Annotated in this window: 24 protein-coding genes and 1 riboswitch; of the genes, 18 read left to right on the top strand and 6 right to left on the bottom strand. The window is 41.6% G+C overall.

Features of this window, described 5'->3' with window-relative positions; all coding sequences use genetic code 11:
• Positions 1–90 precede the first annotated feature (90 nt).
• The 8 genes from MHI41_RS18000 (at position 91) to MHI41_RS17965 (ending at position 8,328) form a co-directional block, all read left to right on the top strand.
• Complete coding sequence (locus MHI41_RS18000; protein ID WP_342494377.1) at positions 91–1,473, top strand: copper amine oxidase; 1,383 nt, start codon at positions 91–93, stop codon at positions 1,471–1,473.
• Positions 1,474–1,542: 69 nt separating this feature from the next.
• Entirely contained in the window at positions 1,543–2,157 is a 615-nt protein-coding gene (locus MHI41_RS17995) for a class F sortase (protein WP_048001160.1), read from the top strand.
• A 242-nt stretch (positions 2,158–2,399) separates the two neighbouring features.
• Positions 2,400–4,343, top strand: a complete 1,944-nt coding sequence (locus tag MHI41_RS17990) for a BglG family transcription antiterminator (RefSeq protein WP_342494376.1) — start codon at positions 2,400–2,402, stop codon at positions 4,341–4,343.
• Between the two features lie 121 nt (positions 4,344–4,464).
• The gene (locus MHI41_RS17985) at positions 4,465–4,770 is read left to right on the top strand and encodes a PTS sugar transporter subunit IIB (protein WP_007497889.1); all 306 of its coding nucleotides are present in this window, start codon (positions 4,465–4,467) and stop codon (positions 4,768–4,770) included.
• 14 nt (positions 4,771–4,784) lie between these two features.
• Positions 4,785–6,134: a PTS cellobiose transporter subunit IIC gene (gene celB / locus MHI41_RS17980; protein WP_007497888.1), complete on the top strand. Its 1,350-nt coding sequence runs from the start codon at positions 4,785–4,787 to the stop codon at positions 6,132–6,134.
• Between the two features lie 26 nt (positions 6,135–6,160).
• Complete coding sequence (locus MHI41_RS17975; RefSeq protein ID WP_342494375.1) at positions 6,161–6,487, top strand: PTS lactose/cellobiose transporter subunit IIA; 327 nt, start codon at positions 6,161–6,163, stop codon at positions 6,485–6,487.
• The gene (locus MHI41_RS17970; RefSeq protein ID WP_007497885.1) at positions 6,484–7,812 is read left to right on the top strand and encodes a 6-phospho-beta-glucosidase; all 1,329 of its coding nucleotides are present in this window, start codon (positions 6,484–6,486) and stop codon (positions 7,810–7,812) included. Before MHI41_RS17975 ends, MHI41_RS17970 begins: the two co-directional genes overlap by 4 nt.
• 117 nt (positions 7,813–7,929) lie before the next feature.
• Positions 7,930–8,328 carry a hypothetical protein gene (locus MHI41_RS17965; RefSeq protein WP_025208200.1) on the top strand — a complete coding sequence of 133 codons (399 nt, stop codon included), beginning with the start codon at positions 7,930–7,932 and terminating at the stop codon, positions 8,326–8,328.
• Between the two features lie 324 nt (positions 8,329–8,652).
• Here MHI41_RS17965 and MHI41_RS17960 read toward each other — a convergent pair whose 3' ends face one another.
• The gene (locus MHI41_RS17960; protein ID WP_008345553.1) at positions 8,653–9,744 is read right to left on the bottom strand and encodes a branched-chain amino acid aminotransferase; all 1,092 of its coding nucleotides are present in this window, start codon (positions 9,742–9,744) and stop codon (positions 8,653–8,655) included.
• 359 nt (positions 9,745–10,103) lie between these two features.
• Here MHI41_RS17960 and MHI41_RS17955 point away from each other — a divergent pair, with 359 nt between their 5' ends.
• From MHI41_RS17955 to MHI41_RS17935, 5 genes are all read left to right on the top strand, one after another.
• On the top strand, positions 10,104–11,531 hold the full coding sequence (locus tag MHI41_RS17955) for a right-handed parallel beta-helix repeat-containing protein (RefSeq protein WP_272511236.1): 1,428 nt from the start codon (positions 10,104–10,106) through the stop codon (positions 11,529–11,531).
• A 117-nt stretch (positions 11,532–11,648) separates the two neighbouring features.
• A riboswitch (SAM riboswitch) is annotated at positions 11,649–11,758 on the top strand.
• Positions 11,759–11,930: 172 nt separating this feature from the next.
• Positions 11,931–13,049: a sugar ABC transporter substrate-binding protein gene (locus tag MHI41_RS17950; RefSeq protein WP_007497873.1), complete on the top strand. Its 1,119-nt coding sequence runs from the start codon at positions 11,931–11,933 to the stop codon at positions 13,047–13,049.
• Between the two features lie 72 nt (positions 13,050–13,121).
• The gene (locus MHI41_RS17945) at positions 13,122–14,618 is read left to right on the top strand and encodes a sugar ABC transporter ATP-binding protein (RefSeq protein WP_342494374.1); all 1,497 of its coding nucleotides are present in this window, start codon (positions 13,122–13,124) and stop codon (positions 14,616–14,618) included.
• Positions 14,615–15,628 carry an ABC transporter permease gene (locus tag MHI41_RS17940; protein ID WP_017368303.1) on the top strand — a complete coding sequence of 338 codons (1,014 nt, stop codon included), beginning with the start codon at positions 14,615–14,617 and terminating at the stop codon, positions 15,626–15,628. Before MHI41_RS17945 ends, MHI41_RS17940 begins: the two co-directional genes overlap by 4 nt.
• A 94-nt stretch (positions 15,629–15,722) precedes the next feature.
• On the top strand, positions 15,723–16,355 hold the full coding sequence (locus MHI41_RS17935) for a GTP pyrophosphokinase family protein (protein ID WP_007497867.1): 633 nt from the start codon (positions 15,723–15,725) through the stop codon (positions 16,353–16,355).
• Between the two features lie 51 nt (positions 16,356–16,406).
• On the opposite strand, the gene MHI41_RS17930 is transcribed toward MHI41_RS17935, so the two are convergent.
• Together MHI41_RS17930 and MHI41_RS17925 are read right to left on the bottom strand one after the other, a co-directional pair.
• Entirely contained in the window at positions 16,407–16,556 is a 150-nt protein-coding gene (locus tag MHI41_RS17930) for a hypothetical protein (protein WP_017358698.1), read from the bottom strand.
• A gap of 19 nt (positions 16,557–16,575) precedes the next feature.
• Entirely contained in the window at positions 16,576–17,661 is a 1,086-nt protein-coding gene (locus MHI41_RS17925) for a Rap family tetratricopeptide repeat protein (protein WP_008345544.1), read from the bottom strand.
• Positions 17,662–18,189: 528 nt separating this feature from the next.
• Here MHI41_RS17925 and MHI41_RS17920 point away from each other — a divergent pair.
• From MHI41_RS17920 to MHI41_RS17910, 3 genes are all read left to right on the top strand, one after another.
• Complete coding sequence (locus MHI41_RS17920) at positions 18,190–18,954, top strand: transporter substrate-binding domain-containing protein (protein WP_148943751.1); 765 nt, start codon at positions 18,190–18,192, stop codon at positions 18,952–18,954.
• Between the two features lie 70 nt (positions 18,955–19,024).
• Positions 19,025–19,669 carry an amino acid ABC transporter permease gene (locus MHI41_RS17915; protein ID WP_007497860.1) on the top strand — a complete coding sequence of 215 codons (645 nt, stop codon included), beginning with the start codon at positions 19,025–19,027 and terminating at the stop codon, positions 19,667–19,669.
• Positions 19,666–20,394 (top strand): amino acid ABC transporter ATP-binding protein, encoded by a 729-nt coding sequence (locus MHI41_RS17910; RefSeq protein WP_025208197.1) that lies wholly within the window; start codon positions 19,666–19,668, stop codon positions 20,392–20,394. Before MHI41_RS17915 ends, MHI41_RS17910 begins: the two co-directional genes overlap by 4 nt.
• Positions 20,395–20,481: 87 nt before the next feature.
• Here the strand turns inward: MHI41_RS17910 and MHI41_RS17905 are convergent, their stop codons facing one another.
• The gene (locus MHI41_RS17905; RefSeq protein WP_008345541.1) at positions 20,482–20,865 is read right to left on the bottom strand and encodes a VOC family protein; all 384 of its coding nucleotides are present in this window, start codon (positions 20,863–20,865) and stop codon (positions 20,482–20,484) included.
• A 117-nt stretch (positions 20,866–20,982) separates the two neighbouring features.
• Between MHI41_RS17905 and MHI41_RS17900 the strand changes: the two genes are divergently transcribed.
• On the top strand, positions 20,983–22,164 hold the full coding sequence (locus MHI41_RS17900; protein WP_045033808.1) for a class I SAM-dependent rRNA methyltransferase: 1,182 nt from the start codon (positions 20,983–20,985) through the stop codon (positions 22,162–22,164).
• 37 nt (positions 22,165–22,201) lie between these two features.
• Here MHI41_RS17900 and MHI41_RS17895 read toward each other — a convergent pair whose 3' ends face one another.
• Both MHI41_RS17895 and MHI41_RS17890 read right to left on the bottom strand, forming a co-directional pair.
• Entirely contained in the window at positions 22,202–22,882 is a 681-nt protein-coding gene (locus MHI41_RS17895) for a CidB/LrgB family autolysis modulator (RefSeq protein WP_007497850.1), read from the bottom strand.
• Entirely contained in the window at positions 22,876–23,259 is a 384-nt protein-coding gene (locus tag MHI41_RS17890) for a CidA/LrgA family holin-like protein (RefSeq protein ID WP_008345527.1), read from the bottom strand. Before MHI41_RS17890 ends, MHI41_RS17895 begins: the two co-directional genes overlap by 7 nt.
• A gap of 165 nt (positions 23,260–23,424) precedes the next feature.
• Between MHI41_RS17890 and MHI41_RS17885 the strand changes: the two genes are divergently transcribed.
• Entirely contained in the window at positions 23,425–24,312 is an 888-nt protein-coding gene (locus tag MHI41_RS17885) for a LysR family transcriptional regulator (RefSeq protein ID WP_008345526.1), read from the top strand.
• Positions 24,313–24,320: the final 8 nt, after the last annotated feature.

Raw genomic sequence — 24,320 nt, 5'->3', positions numbered from 1 at the left:
GAATGAAACAAAAAAATATGCTGTGGGAATGATCCATTTCACTTCTCTCTCCGTTAAGTACATAACAAACGGAAAGAGGAGGCAAAACAGATGAAAATGAAAAAAGCATTTTTAACGATCCCGCTTAGTGCAGCATTATTATTACCAACTGCTCAAATGGCAAGTGCACACGAAGGACATATGCATGGGGATGCAAAAAAGTCGTCATCATCACAAGAGGTGTCAAATAAAGCAACGGATCTTCGCGCAGCGCTTGATCAGCTCTTCTCAGAGCATGCTTATTTAGCAGTGATCACGATGCAAAAGGGAATTGATGGAAGTGAAGATTTTGATCAAGCAGCAGCAGCGTTAAATGAAAACACGAATGATCTATCAGATGCGATCGCCTCTGTGTATGGAAAAAAAGCAGGGAAACAATTCAAAGAGATTTGGTCAAGCCATATCGGTTACTTTGTTGATTATGTACAAGCAACAGCGAAAAAAGATGAAGCAGGTAAAAAGAAAGCGGTCAAAGAGCTTGATCAATACCGCATGAAACAAGCTGATATGCTTGATAAAGCAACGGATGGAAGATTGAAAGCAAGTGAACTTGAAGAAGGTTTAAAAATGCACGTCAATGAACTGCTAAAAGCTTTTGACAGTTACACAGAAAAGGATTTTGATACAACCTATGAAACGGTCAGAAAATCCATTCATCATATGTTTGAAGTAGGTAAAGGCGTATCATGGGCGATTACAGATCAATTTCCTGGGAAATTTGATCAAAAATCAGTGGATACTCCAGCCGCAGATCTTCGTGAGGATTTAAACTACTTGTTCTCAGAGCATTTGGCACTCGCGGTAGTGGCTATGCAAAAAGGGAATGATGGCAGCAAGGACTTTGACCAAGCGGCAGCAGCGTTAAATGAAAACACGAATGATCTATCAGATGCGATCGCTTCTGTTTATGGAAAAGATGCAGGAAAACAATTTAAAACGATCTGGTCAAGCCATATCGGTTACTTAGTTGATTATGTCAAAGCGGATGCATCAGGGGACGAGCAAGCAAAAGAGAAGGCTGTTAAAGATTTAGATGCTTACCGTATGAAACAAGCAAAATTTTTAGATCAAGCGACAGATGGCCGCTTGAAGGCGGCTGACTTAGAAGCCGGGTTGAAAACCCATATTGATGAGCTCATCAAAACGTACACGTCTTATCACAATGGCGAATATGATCAGCTGTACCCGACTGTCAGAGAAGCATACGGCCATATGTTCATGGTTGGTCAAGATGTCGCATCAGCTATTGTCGATCAGCATCCTGAATTATTCAAATCCAACATGCCAAATGAGATGCCGAAAACAGGTATGGGAGGCACAGCCGGTCCATTAGGTATGTCATATGAAGCATTTGCTGGGATGATGGCAAGTCTCATCTTAGCCGGAGGTGCAGTGGGCGCGTTCTTCCTCATTCGCCGTAAACAATTAAATTAAGCAGGCATCAAGACAAGAGGGAACGTGCACAATCGTGCCGTTCCTTTCTTCAAAAGGAGGTCGACTTGCGTGAAAAGATGGCTGTTTAGTATTCTTACGCTTCTCATCATCACGGGCTGCGCATCCCAATCAATAGATGAAAAGTCATCCTCTGAAACTGCATCATCTCCTGAGCCAATGACAGCAAAACAAGCCAAGAATCAATCTCATTCACACGACACATTAAAAGATGAGCCATCGGGTATTGTTCCCGCTGACATCTCCATTCCAGCGATTGATGTCCAAGCAAAAGTGGAGAAAACGACTTTATCAAAGGATGGCAGTATGGGTGTTCCGCAAAATACAGATCACACAGCTTGGTTTGAAGATGGTCCGAAGCCTGGTGATAAAGGGAATGCTGTCATAAATGGTCATGTTGATAATAAATGGGGTCCAGCTGTTTTTTATCGACTAAAGGAGCTAAAAAAGGGAGACAAAGTCATTGTGACATCCTCGTCAGGGGAAAAGCGAACCTTTGAGGTTCTCAAGGTGAAAAGCTATCCGCGCGAAGAGAAACCAAATGCTTTTTTCGGGTACGCCTTTACACGGAATCTCAATTTCATCACATGTACGGGAACTTTTGATCATGCAGCCGGTACACATGAAAAAAGATTGGTTGTCTTTACACAACTGATTTCCTCATAAGAAAAAGGCGGATACACGGAGGTGTAACGCCTTTTTTTCATGATTTCCACAACAGCATCTTAGAAGAAGATTCATAGGTCATTAGATATGGTTGGTTGTATAAATAGGGGCGTTTGTCATATAAATGAGTTGGCAATTTTTATTTCTTTTCAGTAGAATATGAGTAATGAAGAGAACTGTAAGCGTATACAACCTGTCCAAACAAGGCAGATTCTCCACCCTAAATGAAGGAGGCCGATCTAATGCTGAGTAAAAGACTGGCGCACATTTTAAGTCAGCTGATGGCAGCTGAGACTCCTCTCACGAGCGCTGCGCTTTCTGTCAGTTTACAAGTGACAAGCCGCACCATCCGAACAGACATCAAGGAACTGAATGAGCGTCTAGCCCCTTATCAAGCAGCTGTATCAGCTGTTAGGGGCGCTGGCTATGAGCTGTTGATCAACGATGAGAATGCCTTTCGCCGTTTTATGAAGGAAGAAGTCGAACAGGAAGAACCACTTGCTGTTCTTCCAGAAGAACGAGTTCGATTTATTTTGAAAAAGCTGCTTCTAGCGGAATCATATGTGAAGCTGGAAGACTTACAGGAGCAGCTGTTTATTAGTAAATCGACGATGAGTAATGACATGAAATGGGTCAAACGTAAGCTCGAACCCTTTGATCTGAAGCTTGAAGCAAAGCCGAATAAAGGCTGCCGGATTAAAGGATCTGAGATGAAAATCCGTTATTGCATGTCAGAATATTTATTCAATGAACGGCGTTCCTATCAAACAATGCTGAACACGGCGGTTACGATTTTGCCAAAACATGAGCTGGAATTGATTCAGAGAACCATGATTGATTATATCAACGAGGAAAAAATGAATCTATCAGACATTTGCATGAATAATTTAATTGTTCATATTGCTATTGCCTGTAAACGGATTAGACACGGAAACTATGTATCTGTGCTGCCTGAAGAAATCAACGAAATCCCAAGGGCAAAAGAATACAAGGTAGCCAAAAAAATGGTTGAGCGTCTTGAAGGGCTGCTGGATGTCTCATTTCCACAAGAGGAAATCGTTTATATCGCCATTCATTTGCTAGGAACAGCCAAAATGGTACAGTCTTTTTCAACGGGCGGTCAAAAACAAATTGTGGATGATGACACGAGCCGTCTTGTTCAGCTGATGCTGAAAGCCATTGATCAAAAATTGCAGCTGGATTTAGCGGGAGATGCGGAATTGCTGATTGGCCTCAGTTTGCACTTAAAGCCAGCGATCAATCGGTGTAAGTATGGAATGAATTTAAGAAATCCAATGCTAGATGAGATCAAAGCGGGCTATCCAATTGCCTTTGAAGCAGGGATTGTGGCGAGCAGGGTCATTGAAGAAGAGACAGGTTTGTCCATTCATGAAAATGAGATCGGCTATATGGCACTTCATTTTGGTGCGGCCTTAGAGCGCAGGAAAATGGAGATACCACCGAAGCGATGCCTGATTGTCTGTGCGTCTGGTGCAGGGAGTGCAAGGCTACTTCAAGATCGTTTGCGGTCACAATTTGGGTCGAAGCTGACCATTTTAGGCACAGCAGAGCTTTATTCCCTTCCGCATGTCTCTTTACATGCATTGGATTTAATTATTACGACCATTCCCATTCATATGGATTTACCGATTCCTGTCATTCAAGTGAACACGATTTTAGGAGGCAGTGATTTTTTAAAAATAGAAGAAGCTTTGACAAGTGAAACAAGAGTGACATTAGCCACGCAATATATGAAAAAGGCATTGGTCTTTACAAAACGCGCCTTTCAAACAAAAGAAGAGGTCATACACTTTCTCACGCAAAAGGTCATTGACATGGGCTTAGCGCCAGCAGAACTTACACAATCTGTGATGGAAAGAGAAGAGTCTGCACCGACTTCATTTGGACATTATACAGCGATTCCGCATCCGATGACCCCGCTGACAGAAGAGACGTTTTGGGCGATCTGTACATTAGAAAAACCGATCATTTGGGGAGAGAAAAAAGTTCAATTTGTGTGCTTGCTTTGTGTCGAAAAAGAGAACGCCAAAGACTTAAAAGGCATGTACCGTCTGCTTGGAGAGCTTGTCCATCATGTGAAATTTATTCAGCACCTCATCACCTGTGACACCTTTGAAGACATGCTGGATGTCATGTATAAAAAAGCGCCTTCGTACAAGAACTAATGGTGTGATATTAACTTTTTCCGCTTCCTAAAGGAAAAAGTATGGGTGTTTATGAAAGCGGTTTCATAATATGATGAATGTGTAAAGAAAAGCTTCATACTTCAAAAAGGGGGCGTTTACAATGAACATTTTATTAGTTTGTGCAGCAGGTATGTCAACAAGCTTACTTGTCACAAAAATGGAGAAAAGTGCACAAGAACAAGGAAAAGACTATCGTATTTGGGCAGTATCTGGAGATGCTGCAAAAAATCATATTGATCAAGCCGATGTGCTTTTATTAGGACCTCAAGTTCGTTATTTATTACCGCAAATGAAAAAACTCGGAGAAGACAAAGGAATTCCAGTAGACGTGATTAATACCGTGCATTATGGCGTATGTAATGGTGCTGAGGTTTTAAAATCTGCTGAACAGTTAGTGAACGGATAAAGGGGGCGGAAGGGATGAATGGATTCAACCGATTTCTAGAAGAGAAGGTTATGCCGTTTGCAGGGAAGATTGCTGCTCAAAGACATTTACAAGCATTGCGTGACGGAATTGTTTTAACCATGCCTCTCATTATCGTCGGTTCACTGTTTCTCATTTTAGCCAACCTTCCGATTCCAGGATATAGCGATTTTATGGCAAGTGTCTTCGGAGCCGAATGGGCCACGAAACTATCCTATCCTGTGAATGCCACCTTTGACATTATGGCACTTGTTGCGACCTTTGGGATCGCGTACAGGTTAGCTGAAAAGTATGCAGTCGATGCACTGTCATCTGGTGCAATTGCTGTCGCAGCTTTCCTTCTAGCCACACCTTATCAAGTCCCGTTCACACCTGAAGGATCAACAGAAGCTATCCTAGTGAATGGCGGTATTCCCGTCACACTGATGGGCAGTAAAGGGCTATTCGTTGCCATGATTATTGCCATGCTTTCCACCGAAATTTACCGCTTTATTGTACAGCGGAATATCGTCATCAAAATGCCTGATGGTGTACCGCCAGCAGTTAGTAAATCGTTTATCGCACTTATTCCAGGTTTTGTGGTCATCACGCTGATCTGGGTCGCTAGGCTTCTGATTGAGATGACACCTTTTGAGAGTATTCATAATATCATCACGGTCTTAATCGGCACACCACTATCCATTCTTGGTGGAAGCTTAGGCGGAAGTATCGTTGCCATCGGTGTGCAAATGCTCCTCTGGGCATGTGGTATTCACGGAGCCACCATTGTCGGCGGAGTCATGGGTCCGATTTGGCTCGGTGCGATGGATGAAAACCGTCTTGCCTTCCAAGCAGGAGAAGTGCTGCCGAATATTTTCACAGCGCAGTTCTTTGAAATCTTTATCAATGTCGGCGGAAGCGGCGCGACGCTTGCTTTGGTACTGACCATGATCTTGCGTGCGAGAAGTAAACAAATGAAACAGCTTGGCCGTCTTGCGATTGGGCCAGCCATCTTTAACATCAACGAACCGATCATTTTTGGAATGCCGATTGTGATGAACCCAATGCTTCTCATTCCGTTTATCCTTACGCCAATTATGATGATCATCACCACATATATCGGAATGAGCACAGGACTTGTAGCAAAACCGGCAGGGATCGCTGTCCCGTGGACAATGCCGCCAATCATTTCAGGCTATCTCGCAACAGGCGGGAAAATCTCTGGCGCGGTCATGCAGCTGATTAACCTTGCCTTGTCATTTGCGCTATACTATCCATTCTTTAGAATGTGGGATAAGCAGAAATTGAAAGAAGAAAATGAGCTTGAAGCAAAAGCATCAACAGATGAAAATGTCGTCAGCATGTAATAGAGGGAACAAGGGGGATGCGGCCGATGGAATTGGAACAAATTGTGTTTCAACTCATCTTGCACGGTGGTAATGGCAGAAGCTCGGCCATGGAGGCCATTACATGTGCAAAGCAAGGCAATTTTGATGAGGCGAAGCAAAAATTGCAGGAAGCACAAGACGCGTTAAATGAGGCGCATCACGCACAGACAGAGCTGATCCAAGGAGAAATCAGAGGAGAGAAAACCGACGTCAGTCTCTTGATGATTCATGCACAGGATCATCTGATGAACGCAATGACCGTCAAGGAGCTTGCAGCTGAAATCATTGAGCTCCATGAAAAAATGAAGCAATTCGGAGGTGTCAATTCATGAAAGACGGAATCAAAATTGTCACAATAGGCGGTGGATCAAGCTATACGCCTGAGCTGGTCGAAGGGTTTATCAAACGATATCAAGAATTGCCTGTAAAGGAATTATGGCTTGTGGATATTGAAGCAGGTCAGGAAAAGTTGAACATCGTGGGTGCCCTTGCAAAACGTATGGTCGAAAAAGCAGGTTTGCCGATTGAAGTGCACCTCACCCTTGACCGCCGGGCAGCTCTGAAAGATGCGGACTTTGTCACGACACAATTTCGTGTAGGACTGCTCGAAGCCAGAGCTAAGGATGAGAGAATCCCGCTTAAATATGGCGTCATTGGACAGGAAACGAATGGTCCAGGCGGGTTATTTAAAGGTCTACGCACCATTCCAGTCATTCTAGACATCGTGAAGGATATGGAAGAGCTTTGCCCAGATGCCTGGCTGGTGAACTTTACAAATCCAGCAGGCATGGTCACAGAGGCGGTGTTACGCTACACGAATCTGAAAAAAGTGGTCGGTCTATGCAATGTGCCGATTGGAATCAAAATGGGCATTGCAAAAGCGCTGGATGTCGATGTCGAACGCATTGAAGTACAATTTGCAGGCCTCAATCACATGGTCTATGGCTTAGATGTGTATTTAGACGGGGTCAGCATTATGGATCAAGTGCTCGATGAATTAGGAAATCCAAATAGCCAGTGGTCCATGAGGAATATTGAAGCGAAAAACTGGGAGCCTTCTTTCGTCAAAGGCTTAGGGGTCATTCCATGTCCGTATCATCGTTATTACTATAAAACGAAAGATATGCTGGAGGAAGAACAAAAAGCGGCTCAAGAAAAAGGAACAAGAGCAGAGGTTGTGCAGCAAGTCGAGCATGAATTGTTTGAGTTATATAAAGACCCAGATTTATCGATTAAACCGCCGCAACTCGAAAAAAGAGGCGGGGCTTATTACAGCGATGCAGCATGTAATTTGATCAGTTCCATCTACAATGATAAACATGACATTCAACCGGTAAACACAGTGAACAGAGGAGCGATTGCCAGCATTCCGGCCGAATCAGCGGTTGAAGTGAACTGTATCATTACAAAGGACGGACCAAAACCAATCGCGACAGGTGATCTGCCTGTGGCTGTGAGAGGACTCGTTCAACAAATCAAGTCCTTCGAGCGTGTGGCAGCTGAAGCAGCTGTGACAGGAGATTACGAGACGGCTCTTGTCGCCATGACCATCAATCCACTCGTTCCATCTGATGAAATTGCAAAGCAAATCTTAGATGAAATGCTTGAAGCGCACCGTGAATATTTACCGCAGTTCTTCAAATCAGTGAATGCTTAAAATAAAATGGCCCCTTTATGGGGTCGTTTTTTATGATTTTTTCATATGGAAACCGGAGAAAGCAGTGTATGATAGAAAAAACAACATGTACTGCTTCAAAGAAAGGACGGTTAGAATATGGTGGCAATTGGTTTAATGCTTTACGGCTTTATCGTTCAACCTCTACTTAGTTACGGCACAGTGGTTTTGTTTTTGTATGGAATCATCGCTTCATTTATTGGTCTGATTCGGCATAGACAGGATGTGTGGATGTATGTTCTCCGCTTGCTCGTTTGTTTTACCATTCCAGTAACCAATCTGTTAATGTATTTCGCAACCATCGGTGGAGATGAAAGAGACTTTGATTTCCAGCCGATGCCGCCAGTTTATCATCTTGTTTTTATCCTAGAAATCATCATCGTCTTTTTACCAGAGATCTTTTTACTGATCGAGAGAAAGCGGAGTATCAAAGGGAAACAGTGGATATATGCAGGGGCCATTGTGGGGATATCGGTCTTGTTTTGGTGCACGATTTGATAAGAGGCTGACTGACATCTAAGTCTTTTTCGCCTTTTTGTTGCGTAACCTCTTTCGCCTCACCTTTACAAAAGTAATGGAAAGAACAAAGATAGAAATTCCGAGAAACTTAAATAGAAAACGGGTGAAGAACGATGAATCATCGAAACCTGTAGCGATGATGATTGATCCGATGCAAATCCCAAAAAACGCTAGTAAATAAGTAAAAAACATACCATCACTCCTTAAGTGTGGAATAGATCCATATTTTCCATTATGAGGTAGTGGAGGAGATAAAGAAACAAAAAAAGAACCCTTCATCAAATGAAAGGTTCTTTCGCTTGCTTATGCCTGCTTGACAACCGAATCGACTTCTACTGTCCAGCCGAAGATGTCTGGCTGAGTTCCTTTTTGGATTCCGGTAATCGCTTCGTACAATTTCTTCGATACTTCACCTGTTTGACCATTTTGAATGACGTATGGCTGATCGTGATAAATTAATTCACCGACAGGAGAAATGACGGCTGCCGTTCCTGTTCCGAAGATTTCTTCAAGTTCACCTGATTGATGTGCTTCAATTAACTCATCAATTGAAATTTTACGTTCTGTTACAGGGATTTCCCAATGCTTTAACAGCTCAAGCACAGAATTCCGTGTGATCCCTTCTAAAATGCTGCCGTTCAGTTCAGGCGTCACGATTTCTCCGTTGATTTTAAAGAAGATATTCATACTGCCGACTTCTTCAATGTACTTTTTCTCGATGCCATCAAGCCACAGGACTTGTGAAAATCCTTTCGTTTCAGCAACTTGCTGTGCTTTCAGACTTGATGCATAGTTTCCAGCTGTTTTGGCATTTCCTGTTCCGCCTTTAACAGCGCGGACAAATTCGTTTTCCACCGCAATTTTGACCGGATGGATGCCTTCTTTATAATAAGAACCTACTGGAGATAAAATGATGATCAGCTTGTAGGTGCTTGACGGTGCAACACCTAAATAGGGCTCAGTAGAAATAATGAATGGTCGAATATACAAAGAAGTGCCCTCTGCATCAGGTACCCAATCCTTATCAATGCGAATGAGTTCATTTAAGCCTTCTAAAACCGTTTCTGTATCAATTTGCGGGATACATAGGCGGTCATTTGATCTGTTTAAGCGTTCCATATTTTTTTCAGGACGGAATAAGAGAATCTTTTGATCCTCAGACACATACGCCTTCAAGCCTTCAAAAACAGATTGGCCATAATGATAAACCATAGAAGCTGGGTCCATTGGAATCGCCTGATAAGGAATAATTCTCGGATCATACCAGCCTTTATCAATTGAATAATCCATCACAAACATGTGGTCTGTGAAGATTTTTCCGAATTCAAGTTGATCAGATTGAGGTTTTGGTTTTTTTGTTGAACTAAGTTCAACGCGGATGGGTTGTTTTGGCATCGTAAATCTCCTTGCTGTTTGATTATTTGAAAATTCTAATAATATGAAATAATTATGATTCTATTCTATACCTTCACAAAATATTAGCAATAGGTTTTCTGGAATTCAGACAAGAAAAATCTGTTAAAGCGCTTTCCTCCTCTCTGTCGTGGTTTTACTGAAGTTTCCCCTTAGAAATAAAATCCAATTTCGTTATTAACTGATTAATCTGACAATTTAAAAGCGATTTATTTTCCTGTAAGATATTCTTTCAACCATACACCTTTTGACTAGTACATTGCAAGGGGCATTGCCATATTTTAATCCTCTTTTTTTAAACCGATAAAGGTAGAAGAGAGTGGAAGGGAGCAAACAACGAGATGAAACGAATGATATCAGGCGCCTTATTGATTTTATTGATGACCGCCATTAGTTTTGGCTGTCAAGCGATGACGGAGGAGGCTGGTGCGAAGCAAGGTACTGCCTATTACGTCGCAGCAAACGGGAACGACAAATATCCAGGGACGAAGCAAAAGCCTTTCCGTACGCTGAAAAAAGCGGCAAGTATCGCGAAAGCTGGGACAACAGTTTATATGAGAGGCGGTACATACAAAGAGAAATTGATTGTCCGCCATTCTGGAACAAAGAAAGCACCAGTTGTTTTTCAAGCGTATGGAAAAGAGAAGCCTGTCATTAGCGGAGCATCTCTTAAAGGAAATCAAGCAGACGGTGGTCTTGTGAAGATTGATCAAAAAAGCTATATCACCCTGAAAGGACTGACAGTCGGACATATTAAAACGAATAAAGAAGATGTGACACCCATCGGTATGTTCATCACAGGCAGCGGCAAAGGCGTCAAACTGCTTAACAACCGTGTGTACGACATTCAGACGACACATCAAAATGGGAATGCTCATGGGATTGCGGTCTATGGAACGAAAGCACCAGCAGCCATTGAAGACATCGAAATCAAAGGAAACACTGTGGAAAAGTTAAAGCTGGGTTTTAGTGAAGCCCTTGTGCTAAACGGAAACGTTAAAAAATTCCGCGTGACACATAATACAGTCCGGCATACGGACAATATCGGGATTGATTTAATTGGTTTTGAGAATGTCGCACCTTCTAAAAAGTATGATCAAGTGAGAAATGGTGTCGTATCTAGAAACAAAGTTTATGAGATTACGAGTGTTGGGAATCCAGCGTACGGCAAGGACATCTCCGCAGGAGGAATTTATGTGGATGGCGGGAAAGACATCGTGATCGATCATAACATCAGCCATCATAATGACCTTGGGATTGAGGTCACAAGTGAACATAAAGGGAAGATGGCCGAACGCATTCGCATTGAGCACAATCAAGTATATTTAAACCGTTATACAGGCATCTCAATTGGCGGATATGACAAGAAGCGCGGCGGAACCACAAACACAACCATCTCCCATAACATTTTGTACAAAAATGACACAGCCGGCTTAGAAGGCGGTCAATTGCTGATGCAATATCAATCGGTGAACAATCGAATCACGAATAATATCATGACAGCCAGTGCTTCGCATTATTTAGTCGTGAATCTCTACGAAGTGAACAAGAAGAATACATTCCAAAAGAATGTCTACGATGACCGCAAAGGTGCAAAAGCCTCTCAGTGGGTATGGCGCGGGAAATGGATGGAAGGCTACAAAACGTATCGCTCGAAAAGCGGTCAAGATAAAGGATCAGCACACCTCAATCCCCAATTTGTGAATGAGAAAAAATATGATTTCCGTCTTAAGGCATCATCACCTGCTAAGAAAATCATCGGCAGTTAAACAAGGCATTCGGTGCAAATGATCATTTTAGAAATTTTCAAAAAAGTCATTGACATTGATGAGACATCACATTAAAGTAAAGAAGACATTTCAACTAAAACAAATTTCATAACGGATCTCTTATCAAGAGAGGCAGAGGGACTGGCCCTATGACGCCCAGCAACCGTTTCTATCTAAGAAATTGGTGCTAATTCCTGCAAAGCTGTTACAGCTTTGACAGATAAGAGAGGAAGACTTCCCGATACATGTTTCATGCAACGGTGATCAAGCCTCTCTTTATCAAGAGAGGCTTTTTTGATCTCTTTTTTTAGAATCAAAAGACTGGGTTCACAGGCATATTTCCACTTTTTTACCTAGTTTTCCGATGTGAAAAATAAAACAACTTGAGGAGGAACAGCAATGAAACGTAAATATTGGACATCATCTCTTGTATTATTGACGGTCCTGACCGTGCTATTATCTGGCTGCGGTACGGGATCAAGCGCAGGCTCAAAAGCCAATGCAAACGAAAAGGTCTCTTTTGACAATGTCCCGAAGCGATTTGCAAAAGGACAGGGAGCAAAAATTAAAGTCATCCGTAAAATTGGCGGGGACGATCATACCGCTCAGTTTTTAGCAGGAACGAAGGCAGAAGGGGAAGCGCTAGGCTTTACAGTAGATGTCTACACGGCAAATGGTGATACGGCGAAGTTTCATGATGCCATTTCTCAAGCACTAGAAGAAAACTATGATGGCTTTATCATCTCTCATGGGGATGATGAGGCGACAGTCGCTGATGTGAAGAAGATCACGGCGAAAGGCATTCCAGTTGTGGCGTTTGATTCAAATCCGAAGCTGAAGGATATCAAAGGAGTCACAGTGACGTCTCAAGATGATGAACAATTAGCGAAAAAATCATTAGACGCGCTAGTGGCTGATTTTAAAGGGAAAGCAAATATTGCGTATCTTTGGGTAGACGGATTCCCTCCAATGGTGAGACGAAACAAGGTGTACCAAGAAACGCTTAAACAGCATACAGGAATCAAGGAACTTGACCGATTTGGCGTTGCGGCCTCTGATACATCAGTTCAAACACAAAATGCGGTTGCGGCTATGCTGAATAAATATCCAAAGGGTAAACTGGATGCGATTTTTGCCACGTGGGATGCATTTGCGATTGGTGCTGCAAGAGCTTTAAAAGAAGCGGGGAGAACCGAAGTGAAGATTTACGGTATTGATGTATCTAATGCCGATCTCCAAGAAATGACTGCGAAAGACAGTCCTTGGAAGTACACTGCCGCTGTCGATCCGAAGCTCATTGGTGCAATCGACGTAAGGATTCTTGCGAAGAAACTAGCTGGCGAGAAAACGCCATCTTCCTATGACCTTGAGGCCTCTCTCATTTCACAAAAGCAGCTTCAGGATGCAGGAAAGGCCATCAATATGGTCAATCTTGCAGATGAAGTAAAAGGATTCGGTTCTTCGACTGCTTTTGAAGAAGACTGGATGAAGACCTTGAAGAAGCATTATGCAAAATAAACAACGTGCACTCTCTTTTCATAGAGGGTGTTTCGTTTTTCAATTGACGATCAGGAGAGAAGGAGGACACCTATGACAACGCCGCTTGTTCATATGAAAAACATTTCGATTGAATTCCCAGGAGTCAAAGCGTTAGATCAAGCAAATTTCACATTAAAAAGAGGCACAGTCCATGCCCTGATTGGGGCTAACGGTGCTGGGAAGTCAACGTTAATGAAAGTTCTCTCTGGTGCTCATTCACATTTTGAAGGAAGCATCCACATCAATGGCGAGGCGGCGACCATTCATACACCGAAGGATGCGGCCTCATACGGTGTGCAGACCGTCCATCAAGAAGTGGATACAGCTCTAGTGCCATATTTAAGTGTTGGCGAAAATATGATGATCCATGAAATGGAGAAAAATCCATTCGTCCGCTGGAAAGAGATTCACCGCAAGGCAGCACAGCTGTTAAAAGAGATGGACATTGACATCTCGACGAAGCGTCTTGTGAGTGATTTGACACTGGCAGAAAAACAAATGGTGCTCATTGCCAAGGCTGTGTCGATCAAATGCAGCATTTTAATTTTGGATGAACCAACCGCTCCACTTAGTCATGCAGAAACAAGCAAGCTATTCTCAATGATTCATCAATTGAAAATGAACGGCACAGGCATCATTTTTATCTCGCATCGCATGCCAGAAATTTTCAACATCTGTGATGAACTGACTGTGATGAAGAATGGAACCGATGTGGCGGCACACCTCATTAAAGAAACCGATCCAAAGCAGGTCATTGAAGAAATGCTTGGCGCGCCATTAGAGGAACAATTCCCATCTCGTACAACGCTTGAGGATGCACCGATTGTGCTTGACGTGAAAGAGTTGCATGACCAGCATAAATTAAACAACATTCATCTTCATGTGAAAAAAGGAGAAATTCTCGGGATTGCAGGACTAGTCGGTGCTGGTAAAACAGAATTGTGCAAAGCCCTATTCGGCGCCTCAGAAAAAAAGTCAGGCACTGTGCAGCTGCATGGTCAAACCATTCATATCAAGTCGCCTCATCACGCTGTGAGAGCGGGTATTGCCCTTGTGCCTGAAGAACGGAGAAAAGAAGGGATTCTAACAGAAGAAACTGTTGGATGGAACGTAACAGCTGCAAGTCTACGTTCGTTTACACGGCCGTTCAGCTTCTTACATCGTTCTAAGGAACGGAAGGCAGCAGATGGAATCGTCAAGCGGCTTGGCGTCAAGACACCTTCTCTTGAAGCGAAGGTGAAGCATCTATCTGGTGGAAATCAGCAAAAGATTGCAATTGGAAAATGGCTGTTGGCTGAGGCGGATGTCTATCTCTTTGATGAACCAACCAAAGGTGTAGACGTTGGAGCAAAAAAGGACATTTTCTCTCTCATTGCAGAACTAGCTGAAAGAGGAAAAGCGGTTATTTATGCTTCAAGTGAGCTTTCAGAAATTGCAGGAATCGCCGACCGAGTATACGTCTTATATGATGGCAGCATTGCCCGGGAAATGACGGCACCAATGACTGAAGAAGAGCTTTTATATCATTCAACAGGAGGACAATCATGAGTGAACGACAAGTTTCAGCCCCAGTTCAACAAATCAAGAAACAGCGGCCATCCTTTCATCTGTTTGATTTCTTTTATCAATATGGCACCATCTTAACGATTGTCGTATTGATTGTTGTCTTTGCGGCAGCCAATCCGGCATTTTTACAGTCAGGAAATATCATCAATATTTTACGATCGATCTCGATTGTAACCATCATTGCGGTAGGGCTGACGATCTCACTAGCAGTGAACGGCTTTGATTTATCTGTAGGCTCAGTTGCTACGTTATCAAATGCAATTGTGATCTCCATGTTTGTATGGTTCTCGCAAAACCCACTCATTGCGATCCTTTCTGCGCTGGCGGCTTCTCTTATTGTCGGTTTGCTGAATGCTTGGATGATTGTCAAAATGAAGATTCCAGATATGCTCATGACACTAGCCATGATGTTTATCATTCAAGGGCTGGCACAAACCTATACGAAAGGTGCGACCATTTCTGAAAATATGGTGCTGCCTGATGGCACTTTTTCAACTGGCACCATCCCGGCCTTTTTCAGCAAGATTGGGCAGGTACCCTATATCATTTTGATTATGGCGGCCATTGTGCTTTTTGCACATGTTTTTATGACTTACACAAAGCATGGGCGATTGATGTATATCATTGGTGGAAATAAAGAAGCCGCTCGATTATCTGGTATTCATGTGAACAAATACAAAATCGCAGCATATCTGTTGTCTGCCTTATTTGCGGCGATCGGTGGTATCGTGCTGGCATCAAGGGTGATGACAGCAGAAATTAACGCAGGAACGCCATATTTAATGGATGGGGTAGCTGCTGCTTTTATCGGGTTTTCAGTCATGGGAGCAGGTAAACCAAACGCATTCGGTACGTTTATTGGTGCGGTGCTCATCGGTATTTTGCAAAATGGACTTGTGATGATGTCTGTCCCGTATTATGCAATGGATATCGTGAAAGGATCTGTACTTGCACTGGCACTCGCGCTGACTTATTACAAACAACGGGGCTAAGATGTACTTTTTTAAAACCATTTGCGTTCTCTCTCCGTCTAGTAAACGGAAAGCAGTGTAACAGCTGTTTGCCAAAAGGAGATGACAAAAAGAAATGAATATGTCAGCAACTCATGTAGAAGATTTGAAAAGTGTCATGGAAGACTGGAAAAATGAATTATTAGTATATAAATTTGCATTAGATGAAATGGATACAAAGTTTTCGATTATTAGTCAGGAATATAATTTAATCCATGGACACAACCCAATAGAGCATACAAAATCACGGATCAAATCCTTTGAAAGCATCGTGAATAAACTAGCGAGAAAAGGATGTGACATCACCACACAATGTGCCAAGGAGTACATACATGATATCGCTGGTGTCCGCATCATCTGCTCGTTTATTCAAGATATCTATAACATTATTGATGTTCTGAGGCAAAGAGAGGATTTAAAGATCCTTGAAGTGAAAGATTACATTCAGCATCCGAAACCAAATGGCTATCGAAGTCTTCATTTAATTGTTGAGATTCCTGTTTACCTAACGAATCGTGTGGAGCATGTGAAGGTTGAAATTCAGGTGCGGACCATTGCGATGGATTTCTGGGCGAGTCTCGAACATAAAATCTATTATAAACTGCAAAACGATGTTCCTCATCAGCTCACCGATGAACTAAAGGAAGCGGCAGATATCGCTCACTACTTAGATGAAAAAATGCAAAATATCAAACGAGAAATTGATTAACCAATAAAAAAGAGTAGCTGTTTTGAATGACAGCTACTCTTTTTAGTCTTATTAAGGGTTGGTGCCTCGATCTCTCTTTTGAATAATCGTACCGTCATCTTGCGATTGTGCAGACTGGCTCTCTTTTTGAGTAGAAGTGCCAATCAAAACACCTGTAATCAAGAACGTAAAAATCGCACTTGAGATCAGCCATTTTTTCATCATACATCACTCCATCTTCTTAACAAGTTTTGAATGACAACGCCTTGTTCTGAAAATAAATTGCTTCTTTCGGAAGACCATTTTCAGTTAAGTAGGCGGCTACATCCTGACAGATAGCCTCAAGATCAACAAGGAAATTCATAGATTCCAATTGATCACAATAAGAAATGATCTGCTCAATCATGTTGTTTGGTTGGAGCATCAATGTTTCTAAAATGGATAATTTAAGTGAAATGTTTCGTTGTTTTAAATTTTCTGCTTTTTGAAGTGAAAGCTGTACATAATAGTGGAACAAACCAGGCTTTTTCAGCTTAAACAGCGCTTTCGTGTAGGCATACAAGGCCAGTAAATAGCCGCCTGGGGAAGAAGTTTCGAATGACTCAATCAATAAAGCTTTTTCTAGGAGCGGCACAGCTTCACTGTATTCATTTCTTAGACTTTTAATAAAAGCTGCATTGCAATACGCGTGGCCAAGTAAATCCGGATCCTCCATCTGTTCTAGTGAGTAAATCACCTGTTGAAACAAAGTTTCTGCCTCATCATATTTCGATTGATCCGCATAATTCAGAGCAAGCATCATTTGACAGCTGATTGATTTTTTCACATAACATGGATCTGCGTCGTAAATAGACGAAGCCTTTTTTAAGTGGTGGATGGAGAGAAGTGTGGATCTTATATTATAGTATAGACATCCTGTTTTATAATGGAATTCTGCCTTTTCAATGTCATCATGAACGAGATCTAATTTATCCTCGGCCAATTTCAAATGGTGAAATGCTGTATCTTGATTCCCTCTGCGCATTTCATACATGCCTTTAAAGAAATAGAAATAGTAGCTGAGCATATCATCTGTACGAATCGCATTTTCATCCACAAAAAGACTGTGATCTAACGAAGCTGTATCTTCGACTAAATCTTTGAAACGGTATTCTAAAAGTTGATAGTAGAGTAAGACATCTTGATTCTCTTCCATTCGATCAAATGCTTGAAGAATCTCTTCTTTTAGCTGTATTGCTTCTTGTATGTCTCTTTTTTTCATCAAGACATACCAGTCATTTAGCATATTTGCTACATCAACGGATGACAAAACACCTGTTTCTGCCAATTGGTATCCTCCTTTCTTCACCTATTCATTTCTGCTGATTCTTATTTGTCTGAATCATCTTTCCATATTAAGTATCTTCTTATATTTTAAGCGGTCTATCTCAATTTGTAAAACATGTTTTTTGATGTAAATTCAACCAGTAGTGAAAAAATTAGGGAGTAGTGATCGAATTGTATACGCTTACATTTTTTTAGGTAAAAAGAGGATGTTGAAAAAATATATCAGGATATCAATAGAGGAAGAGAGACAGTGAAAGAGGGTTTTTTCATAGGTGAGAAAGAAGTGGTATTTATAAAGGAGTGTTCGCGGTTTTTTGTGAGATTATATCACATGAATATTGTGAAACATGCTTCTTTCAGAATAAAATGAGTTATTCGCAAAAAAGTAAAATTTAAAGAGACTATCGATCTAGAATTGTATGGATCTTTGGTATTGATAAAAAATATCACACAGTATAGCTTTAGCGTGGTATAGTAAGATTGTTATTGCGAATATTTAGACAAAACTGACAATTGGGGGTCGTGTTTTATGAAGAAATCGATGTTACTGATCATGGGACTAATTGTTGTGCTCGTCATGGCAGCCTGTGGTTCAAAATCAGACAGCGGTTCGGGAGAAGGCAAAGGGACATATAAAATCGGGATAGATGTAACATATCCGCCATTTGAATTTGAAAAGGGCGGTAAAACGGTGGGAATAGACGTTGATTTAATTAACGCCATTGCGAAAGACCAAGACTTCAAAGTGAAGCTTGAAGCAATGGATTTCTCAGGGATTATTCCAGCGATGCAAGCAGGTCAGCTTGATGTTGGAATGGGTGGTATGAGTATTACAGATGAACGTAAAAAGAAAGTGGATTTCTCAGATCCATACTTCGACGCTGGTCTGACAGTTGTTGTGAAAAAGGACAGCAGCATCAAATCGATTGATGATTTAAAGGGGAAAAAGCTAGCTGTTAAAAATGGGACAACAGGTGCAAAATTTGCATCAGATAACGCAGACAAATATGGGTATGAAGTAGTTCAATTCAATGACAGTCCATCTATGTTCCAAGAAGTATCTAATGGAAATGCAGATGCTTTAATTGAGGATTATCCTGTCATTACGTATGCGATCGCACAGCAAGACTTGAAATTGAAAACAGTTGGAGACCGCTTGAATGGCGACCAATACGGGATCTCAGTCATGAAGGGGAAAAATCAGGACTTATTGAAGAAAATCAATAAAGGGCTTGAAAACCTAAAGAAAAACGGTGAATATGACAAAATTATTGAGAAATATTTGAAGTCATAACACAAGCGAGGCGCGCTCAGAGCGCGCTTTCTTTATGTGTCAACCGTATGTGAATTAGGGAGGGAGAAACATGGATACGATTGTTAATGCATTTCCGTATTTAATGGATGGTTTGCAAACCACTTTATATATCTTTGTTGTTGCTATCATTTTAGGTTTTATTATCGGGTTGATTGTGGCGCTATTCCGCCTGTCACCATTTAAAATCTTGAACTTTATTTCACTCGTTTTTGTCAATGCCATTCGAGGTACGCCATTTATCGTACAGCTATTCTTCATTTATTTTGGGCTTAATACACTTGAATTCATTTCGCTTGATCGAGTGCCGGCAGGGATTATTACAGTAGCGATTAATGCAGGAGCTTATTTCTCAGAAATTATTCGTGCAGGGATTCAGTCCATTGATAAAGGACAAACAGAAGCCGCACGCTCTTTAGGATTCACAGGTGGACAAAACATGCGTTTTATCGTTCTTCCACAGGCATTCCGCCGTATGCTTCCAGCCATTACGAACCAAGCCATCATCAGTTTGAAGGACACCTCTCTCTTATCGATTATCGGTATTGCTGATATCATGCAGCGGGGACAAGTTCAAGCATCGGCTACATTTGATCCTTTGAATGTCTGGCTCATTGTCGGTGTCATTTATTTCGTGATCATTTATTTACTTTCTCTACTGGCTAGCTACGCAGAAAGGAGATTTGATGTGAAATGAGTATGATTACGGTGAAAAACTTGAAGAAATCCTTTGGTGATAACGAAGTCTTAAAGGATATTAATGCAGTCATCGAGGAAAAAGAGGTTGTATGTGTCATTGGTCCTTCAGGATCAGGGAAAAGCACATTTCTAAGATGTCTCAATAAATTAGAGGATATTACGGCTGGGGAAGTTGTTGTCCACGGACATACGATTACAGACCCAAAAGTGAATATCAATAAAGTACGACAAGAAGTTGGCATGGTGTTTCAGCACTTTAATTTATTTCCTCATAAAACCGTGTTAGAAAATATCACGATCGCACCGGTGAAAGTAAAAGGGATGGAGAAGAAAGCCGCAGTCGATAAAGCATTAGACTTGCTTGAAAAGGTCGGCTTGAAAGACAAGGCCAAAAGTTACCCTAACCAATTATCTGGTGGACAAAAACAGCGTGTTGCCATTGCAAGAGCCTTGGCGATGGACCCGAAAGTGCTCTTATTCGATGAGCCGACATCTGCTCTTGACCCTGAGGTCGTTGGGGATGTTTTAGCTGTTATGAAACAATTAGCAGTCGAAGGAATGACGATGATTGTCGTCACACATGAAATGGGCTTTGCAAGAGAAGTGGGAGATCGCGTGATCTTTATGGATGGCGGATATATCGTCGAAGAAGACAAACCAGAAGCACTCTTTGGAAACCCTCAGCATGAGCGTACCAAATCATTTCTTAGTAAGGTGCTATAAAAAAAGAGTAAGAGCAGGTATGCTCTTACTCTTTTTCTTTTGTGACGAGAATGAATATACCGATTCGCATGCATTTCCTAGGAAATATTATCGCTGGAAGAACTCAATCCACTCTTGGTCTGGCCCTCGGAAAAAGAAGTAGCAATAGCCATTGGGCAATGTTGTGATTTCTTCATCTATTAGCTCAATTTGCAGCTTTTGAATACGGTTAAATTCAGCGTGAATATTATCTGTTGTGAAGGCGAGATGGTGAACCTTTCCTTCAGATGGAAGGTCACTGCTATACCCTTGAATGAGTTCGATTTCCGTTTCCGCTTCGTCTTTAAAGCCAAGAAAGGCAAGTTCAATGACTCCGTTTGTATGAGTGATGCGATCCTTTAATTTCATGCCCACCACTTTTTCATAAAAATCAATGGACTGATCAATATTTGTCACCATAATCCCTGTATGATCTAAGCGTAATGTTGTCAAAAAAGAGCCTCCTCTATGTCGAGTTGATATTTTTCTCCTCATCTTATCATAATAGAAGTAACGTATACATTCATATGGTAGGATAGAGAGAGTCAATTTAGGATAAGGATGACACAAATGAAAAAAATCTCATTAAAACAAACATTTGCAGAACAAGTGAAAAAGGGATATCCGCTTATTTCAAAAGATGCTGTGTCGCGTGTGAACGGTGTACAGGAAGGCGAGCTCATTGAATGGGTAGATGAAAGAGGCTCTTTTTTAGGGAAAGGATATTATGGTGTGCAAAATAAAGGCATCGGTTGGGTGCTTTCCTTTGACGCTAACGAAAAAATAGATCAGCCCTTTTTTGTTTCTAAACTTGAACAGGCATCCAAAAGCAGAACGCATCTATTTCGTGATGCACAGACGACGGCTTTCCGTGTGTTCAATGGGGAAGGGGATGGAATTGGTGGAATCACGATTGATTATTATGATGGATTCTATCTCATCCAATGGTATAGCGAAGGTGTTTTTACATTAAAAGAAGATGTATTGGCTGCGATTGAGCAGGTGTACCCTGACTATAAAGGCATTTATGAAAAGAAACGATTTGATACGTCTGGACAATATATCGAAGATGACGATTTTGTAAAAGGGGAGAAAGGTGAATTTCCTCTTATCGTCAAAGAAAATGGGATGAACGTGGCGGTTTATCTAAATGATGGTGCGATGACAGGTATTTTCCTTGATCAGCGTCATGTGCGAAAAGCAATTCGAGATCGCTATGCAAAAGGAAAGACCGTCCTTAATACGTTCTCTTATACCGGCGCTTTCTCTGTAGCAGCAGCGCTTGGCGGGGCAAGCCGTACGACAAGTGTAGATGTTGCAAACCGCAGTTTGAAAAAAACATCCGAGCAGTTTGAAGTGAATGGCATTGATGTAGACGGGCAGGATATCAAAGTCATGGATGTCTTTAAATATTTCCCGTTTGCGGCGAAAAAAGGCTGGAGCTATGATGTTGTGATCTTGGACCCACCTTCCTTTGCACGAACGAAGAAACACACATTCAGTGCGGCGAAGGATTATAAGAAACTATTAAAAGAAGCCATCCAGATCACAGCTGAGAACGGCGTCATTGTGGCGTCAACCAATAGCAGTGCATTTGGGATGAAAAAGTTTAAAGGATTTATTGCACAGGCCTTTAAAGAATCGGGGAAAACGTATCGTATTCTTGAGGAATATACACTTCCTGAGGACTTCCGTACAACGAAAAATTATCCTGAGGGGAACTATTTAAAGGTTGTCTTCATCCAAGCATAAGAAAAAGCCATTTTCCGATAAGGGGAAATGGCTTTTTCTATAAGGCAAACGACATCAGGATAGGCGCTGCACATAATGTAATAATGGCCGAAATGATCATGGACACACTTGAGATCGTGCCTGAGACGGAGCTCAGTTCAAAGGCCTTCGATGTGCCTGCACCGTGTGCTCCTGTACCAAGCAGAACGCCCATTGCAATGTCATTATCAATGCGGAAATAACGGATAACCAATGGCCCAATGATTGAACCAAATAATGCTGTTAAAATGACGAATACAGCCGTAACGGACGGCATCCCGCCAATCATTTCAGACACACTCATTGCAACAGGTGTTGTGACGGATCTTGGGACGAGGCTCTCGATCAGACTCGTATCCAAATGAAACAATTTGGCGATAAACGCTGTTGATAAAATCGCAACGATAGAACCGCAAGCCACATTCAAAATAATTTCTACTGCATGCTTCTTCAGAATGTGAAAATACTTATATAAAGGAATGGCAAATGCCACAGTCGCAGGTTGAAGCATATTTGTCAGCCATTTTCCGCCTTGATTGTAAGCATCGTAAGGAATGTTCACGATTAACAGCAAGACCACAAGAACAACCGGTGTTACAAGTAAAGGGGAGACATAGACTTTCGGATGACGTTTATAAACCGCTTTTGATCCGAGATAGATCAGAATGGTTAAGATCAAAAATAGTCCACCAACTAACATAATTTTTTTCGCTCCTTTCTTTTCGCAATCATCTGCGTCATCATGCCAGTCGAGAGCATGACCACAAAGGTACTAAGTAAAACCACAAGGACAATACTTGTGCCAGATTGAGAAAGTAATGTTCCGTAATCAATCACACCTACTGCTGAAGGGATAAAGAAGAGCAGCAGTTCTCCGAGCAGCCATACGGCGCCAAGTTCAATCCATTTTAATTTAATGATGTTAAAATGAAGTAATAAGAAAATGACAAGAATGCCTAAGATCGTGCCCGGAATTCTTAAATGCAAAAAGGCCGCCAGCACATTCATCAATTTCGCAAAAGCAAATAAAGCCATAATCTGAAGGGTAGCAATCAGCGACGTTTTGAGCAATTGCACTTTCTGTTCACTCCTTTTTCTATATAAATTGTTCACTGTTTCACAAAAACAACACAACGTTCTAATCGGTGAGCTTACTTTAAAGTGTACAGCACGTTCTATTATAGGTAAAATACATATATCGAATAGTTAGTATTCCTTTTGTCTATAGAAAGGATGAACCATGTGGACATCAGACATTTAACATATTTCTTAGAAGTGGCACGGTTAAAGAGTTTTACGAAAGCATCGCAATCGCTCTATGTGTCGCAGCCGACCATTTCCAAGATGGTCAAAAACCTAGAGGATGAGCTAGGTGTGCAGTTGTTTTACCGTAATGGCAGACAGGTTGAAATGACAGATGCTGGACAAACCATGTATACACAGGCGAGTGAAATTACACAATCATTTCAGAATTTAACTAGTGAATTAAATGATTTAATGAATGTGAAAAAAGGACATATCCGAATAGGACTGCCGCCCATGATTGGATCAAGCTTTTTTCCAAATGTGATGGGGGAATTCCGCCAACAGTATCCAGATGTCACCTTTCAATTGGTGGAGCACGGCTCCATTAAAGTAGAGGAAGGGGTAGAGGATGGATCATTAGATATTGGTGTCATTGTTCTGCCTGCAAATGATAAAATTTTTCATACATACACCATCATTAAAGAGAATATGAAGCTTGTCACCCATCCATCACATCCGATGGCAGGACGTGATGAGGTTCATTTGGCTGATTTAAAGGAAGAGTCTTTTATTTTCTTTCGAGAAGATTTCGTTCTGCACAGCCGAATCTTAAATGAATGTATGAATGCGGGATTCAGGCCAAACGTTATTTATGAAACGTCACAATGGGATTTCATCAGTGAAATGGTTGCTGAGAACCTTGGAATCGGGCTTCTGCCTGAACGGATTTGCCGTGATCTAGATCCTGATAAAGTGAGGATCATTTCCTTAAATCCGTCTATTCCGTGGCATTTGGGTGTCATTTGGCGAAAGGACCGCTACTTGTCCTTTGCTGCAAGAGAATGGTTAAAGCATACAAAATCCTATGTGTGGGATGCAGAGTAAAAGGGAGG

The sequence above is a fragment of the Bacillus sp. FSL M7-0307 genome, assembly GCF_038627835.1.
GTDB classification, from domain to species: Bacteria; Bacillota; Bacilli; order Bacillales; family Bacillaceae; genus Bacillus; species Bacillus altitudinis.
The sequence above is the reverse complement of the archived record's forward strand: the minus strand, read 5'-3'. Positions and strand labels throughout refer to the sequence as shown.

Bases quoted from the DNA above. Each gene is read 5' to 3' on its own strand.
- MHI41_RS18000 (WP_342494377.1), top strand. From the start codon at position 91: ATGAAAATGAAAAAAGCATTTTTAACGATCCCGCTTAGTGCAGCATTA.
- MHI41_RS17990 (WP_342494376.1), top strand. From the start codon at position 2,400: ATGCTGAGTAAAAGACTGGCGCACATTTTAAGTCAGCTGATGGCAGCT.
- MHI41_RS17985 (WP_007497889.1), top strand. From the start codon at position 4,465: ATGAACATTTTATTAGTTTGTGCAGCAGGTATGTCAACAAGCTTACTT.
- celB (WP_007497888.1), top strand. From the start codon at position 4,785: ATGAATGGATTCAACCGATTTCTAGAAGAGAAGGTTATGCCGTTTGCA.
- MHI41_RS17975 (WP_342494375.1), top strand. From the start codon at position 6,161: ATGGAATTGGAACAAATTGTGTTTCAACTCATCTTGCACGGTGGTAAT.
- MHI41_RS17970 (WP_007497885.1), top strand. From the start codon at position 6,484: ATGAAAGACGGAATCAAAATTGTCACAATAGGCGGTGGATCAAGCTAT.
- MHI41_RS17965 (WP_025208200.1), top strand. From the start codon at position 7,930: ATGGTGGCAATTGGTTTAATGCTTTACGGCTTTATCGTTCAACCTCTA.
- MHI41_RS17960 (WP_008345553.1), bottom strand. From the start codon at position 9,744: ATGCCAAAACAACCCATCCGCGTTGAACTTAGTTCAACAAAAAAACCA.
- MHI41_RS17955 (WP_272511236.1), top strand. From the start codon at position 10,104: ATGAAACGAATGATATCAGGCGCCTTATTGATTTTATTGATGACCGCC.
- MHI41_RS17950 (WP_007497873.1), top strand. From the start codon at position 11,931: ATGAAACGTAAATATTGGACATCATCTCTTGTATTATTGACGGTCCTG.
- MHI41_RS17945 (WP_342494374.1), top strand. From the start codon at position 13,122: ATGACAACGCCGCTTGTTCATATGAAAAACATTTCGATTGAATTCCCA.
- MHI41_RS17940 (WP_017368303.1), top strand. From the start codon at position 14,615: ATGAGTGAACGACAAGTTTCAGCCCCAGTTCAACAAATCAAGAAACAG.
- MHI41_RS17935 (WP_007497867.1), top strand. From the start codon at position 15,723: ATGAATATGTCAGCAACTCATGTAGAAGATTTGAAAAGTGTCATGGAA.
- MHI41_RS17930 (WP_017358698.1), bottom strand. From the start codon at position 16,556: ATGAAAAAATGGCTGATCTCAAGTGCGATTTTTACGTTCTTGATTACA.
- MHI41_RS17920 (WP_148943751.1), top strand. From the start codon at position 18,190: ATGAAGAAATCGATGTTACTGATCATGGGACTAATTGTTGTGCTCGTC.
- MHI41_RS17915 (WP_007497860.1), top strand. From the start codon at position 19,025: ATGGATACGATTGTTAATGCATTTCCGTATTTAATGGATGGTTTGCAA.
- MHI41_RS17910 (WP_025208197.1), top strand. From the start codon at position 19,666: ATGAGTATGATTACGGTGAAAAACTTGAAGAAATCCTTTGGTGATAAC.
- MHI41_RS17900 (WP_045033808.1), top strand. From the start codon at position 20,983: ATGAAAAAAATCTCATTAAAACAAACATTTGCAGAACAAGTGAAAAAG.
- MHI41_RS17895 (WP_007497850.1), bottom strand. From the start codon at position 22,882: ATGTTAGTTGGTGGACTATTTTTGATCTTAACCATTCTGATCTATCTC.